At 55.9% G+C, this 3,714-nt stretch carries 2 protein-coding genes; both read left to right on the forward strand.

Translation table 11 applies throughout. From position 1 onward, the window contains the following. The first annotated feature begins 1,012 nt into the window (after positions 1–1,012). On the forward strand, positions 1,013–1,894 hold the full coding sequence (icmH, locus tag DEO48_RS22995; protein WP_109846398.1) for a type IVB secretion system protein IcmH/DotU: 882 nt from the start codon (positions 1,013–1,015) through the stop codon (positions 1,892–1,894). Between the two features lie 5 nt (positions 1,895–1,899). Beyond that, the coding region (gene tssM / locus DEO48_RS23000) for a type VI secretion system membrane subunit TssM (RefSeq protein WP_258306161.1) at positions 1,900–3,714 on the forward strand (1,815 nt) is incomplete at its 3' end.

Raw genomic sequence — 3,714 nt, forward strand, 5'->3', positions numbered from 1 at the left:
GGTTATTCTCAACCGTTCATGCCGGGGCGCTTTCGCAACTCCATTTAACCAGTTGAAAGCGAAAGTACAGGAAATGAGGGCTCCATTGACCACAGCCCGAACGGGCGTTATCAATACCTGAATACCGTATGAGACTGGCCGGGGACGTTTCCGGCATCGTTCCGCTGCTTTAGTTGCAGGATGATGTCTGAATCGCTCATGGTCTGGCATCCCACCCCGATCGCGTTTTGGTCAGCCCGGTTCGTCCTGAGTGGGGGACGCATTCAGTACGGTTGCACTGCTGCCCGGGATGACGTTATCACCTGGAGTGTAGGCGGGAACAGGGGAACATTGCTGCGGCAGGTCACTGAAAAACTCAGCAATATTTAATGTCGATTCAGGGAGGGGCGGTAAGGTAAGTGTGTCATTCCAGCAAAACCAACCTTGTGAGTAAGAACGATATCGCTTCTGTTAACCCCGCCTCATCCCTGTGTGTGGCGCGGTGATTTTTTGCTTTTTTGTATCTGACCATCAGAAGCATCAGCATTCAGTGCCTGACAGAATGTAACACCATTAACATATTGAGTGATAACGACACGAAATTTTAACTTTTAGTAATTGTGTGGTTATTGTCGGGTGTTTAGTATACGCGTCGGCTCTCTGAGTATATGGCTGCAATGAGTTTTCTTTCTGCAATAACCAGAGAACGCATTCGCATGAGCGTTGAATATCCTTCTGCCTGACGCAGGGTAAATGACAATGGAGGGCAGCGCTCAGCCGAATGCAGATACCTTAACAGATAAGTGCATTCCTCCGGTAAGCCCGTCGGGCTGTACGTGTGCTTATCTGTTGCGGTGGATCCCACTCTGCGTGGGGCGCAAACAGCATGACACCCTGTCAGGTGGTTGAGTTTAAAAAAGTGCGCAAGCCACGGTGGCTGACCAAAGGCTTACTGAGAGGCACTCAGCACCGCAACACTTCATTTTAGCCAACAGAGACGGGGCATTTTCAGGGACGGGCTTCAGGAGCATTGATGGAAATCGACTTATCACAGGCCACGGAGAGCCCCGGCGCTATCCTTAATGCCACGCCATCACCTGCAGAACAGCGCGCCAAAGAGAATGCGCCGGGTAGCGAGGCCATCGCCTCCGCGCCAGAAGATAAATATGGCGGTTTCTTCAGCCATTCCGCTCCCCCCGATGACAATGACCCTGATTACCGTTTCACGCTACGTGGCAACAGCCTGAACCCCATTATCGATGCCGCCACGCCCCTGTTTGGCATGGTTATCCGTATCCGGGCGCTGACCCTGTATGAAGATGTCACCCGACTTTATCAACAGGTTTCGAATGAGATTGAAGCCATTGAGCAGGAACTGAAGCATCAGGGGTACGGGCATAGCGTGCTGCTGCCGTTCCGTTACATGCTGTGCACGTATATCGACGAAGCGGTGATGGCGCATGAGTGGGGGAGCCAGAGCGAGTGGTCGAAAAACTCGCTGTTGTCGCAGTTTCATGGTGAGACCTGGGGCGGCGATAAGGTGTTTACCGTTCTCGATAAATTGCAGACCGAACCACAGCGTTACCGTGACATCCTGGAATTTATGCTGCAGTGCCTGATGCTGGGCTTTAAAGGCCGGTATGCCGTCATCCCGCAGGGCGACAGCGAACTGCGGGCTATCACACAGCGTCTTCACCATCTTCTGTACCCACAACCCACGTCCCATCACCCTGTACGCTTTGTTGACGATACGCAACCGCCTCCTGGTGCCTGGCCTCTGCCGCGACAAACGTCGCTGTGGGTCATCCCTTGCGCAGGTCTGTTGCTGATGGCGGTCGTGTTCGGCATCTCTCACCACCTTCTTCATCAACAGACGCTTGATGTGCTCCATCAGTTAGGGGAGTTACTGAAGTGAGCCGCATGAGCTCCATCCTGAAAAAAACAGTATCCCCTGTCTCCTGGGGAGCTAAACGCATCAGGCCGTCATGGTGGCTTGCCGCAATGGTGCTCTGGATTGTTGTTCTGCTGACAATCTGGTGGACGGGGCCGTATCTGGTCATACAGGGGGCATTTCCCCTTGCGGGCCTCTGGCCCCGCATGATCTTCACCCTGTTCTGGTTGTGGCTGCTCTGTGTGGCTATCCTTGGGCGCTTCTGGTATCGGATCCGTCGGCAACGGAAGCCGGGAGCCAGACCACAGGCCATTGAAAAGCAGCAGCGTTTCCTGAATGCCTGGCTGCTGGCTCTGAACCAACAGTCTGCTTCCCATAACAACCGACCGTGGTTTCTGATGCTGGGGCTGCCCCGCAGCGGTAAAAGTAGCCTGCTGCAGCGGGCCTGCCCGGCAAGCAAACTCAACGCCCGTCTGAACCATGAGTTAGCGACGTTGCATAAAGGCCAGAAGGTCGATTGCTGGACGGGAGATGAGGCCGTCATTGTCGATCCTGACGGGGATTTGCTGTTTCAGCCTCAGATGAGTGGCGAAGAAGATGCCAGCCCGGATGCCCGACTCTGGCACCATCTGCTGGGCTGGCTGACGAACCGCTGCAGCCGACAGCCGCTCAACGGACTGGTCCTGACGCTGGATGTGGCGTGGCTGTCAACCGCCGGTGCCACCCGTCGACACCACTGTGCGCAGCTGCTGCGTGAGCGCCTGCAGGACATCGCATCGGCCATGCATACCCGGCTGCCAGTGTATGTGGTGCTTACTCATGTGGATAACCTGGACGGCTTCAGCGCATTCAGTCAGCAACTGGATCCTGCCGCCCGACAGTCACTACTGGGCGTTCGTTTCAGCACTGAAGCCCTGCAGGACAGAGGCTACCCGGATGATATTGCCGCCTTTATTGATCTCTGGCTGAACGACCTGACCGGATTTCTGCGCGCCACGTCACTGGCACATACCGGCAATGACTCAGCGGTCAGTGCCTTTCTGTTTATCCGACAACTGGCGGGGCTGAAACCATTTATTCAGACGCTACTCGCAGAGATCGTGCCGGACGACAGTACAGCCTTGTTTCCGCTGCAGGGGCTGTGGCTGAGTTCGGTTTATCAGCAGGGCGTGCCTTCTGATGCCTTTGCGGATGCGGTATCCCGCCGTTATTCTCTTCCTGTCCCCCTTCATGCCGCCACGCAGGGTGACTCCACCACCTTTTTTGTTCTCGATTTCTTTACCCGGATCGTATTTCCGGGGGCAAACCTGACCGGGGAGAACCGGCAGTATCAGCGTACGCGACGTCGCCGTATGGCGATGCTGTCCGGGGTAACCCTGCTGGCGGTTGTGCTGTCGCTTATGACCCTGCACCATTTCTACCGGCTGAATGCGACGGCAGGTCATCAGGTGCTGACCCGCGTACAACGATTCAGCGCAACAGACGAACGGGCCACACCGCAAACGTCGCCCGTCAGTCAGCTACCGCGCCTGAATCTTATTCGTGAAGCCGCCCTCTCTTACGGTGATTATCGCAGCAGAAATCCCCTGTTTGCCGATATGGGGCTGTATCAGGGAGCGCGTATCGGCCCCTGCGTGGAAACATCCTACCTGGCATTACTGCAGCAGCAGTTTCTTCCTGCTGTGCTGGCGGGGCTGGTGGAGGATCTGCAGCAGGCACCAGCGGCCAGCGAAGAAAAAATGTCGGTACTGCGCGTCATGCGCATGACGGAAGATGCCTCCGGGCGCAGCATTCCGCTGGTGGAGCAGTATATGGCCTGGCGCTGGCAAAAGGCGTTTCCGGAA

Source organism: Enterobacter sp. CGMCC 5087, assembly GCF_003144775.1.
Lineage (GTDB): Bacteria > Pseudomonadota > Gammaproteobacteria > Enterobacterales > Enterobacteriaceae > Enterobacter > Enterobacter cloacae_M.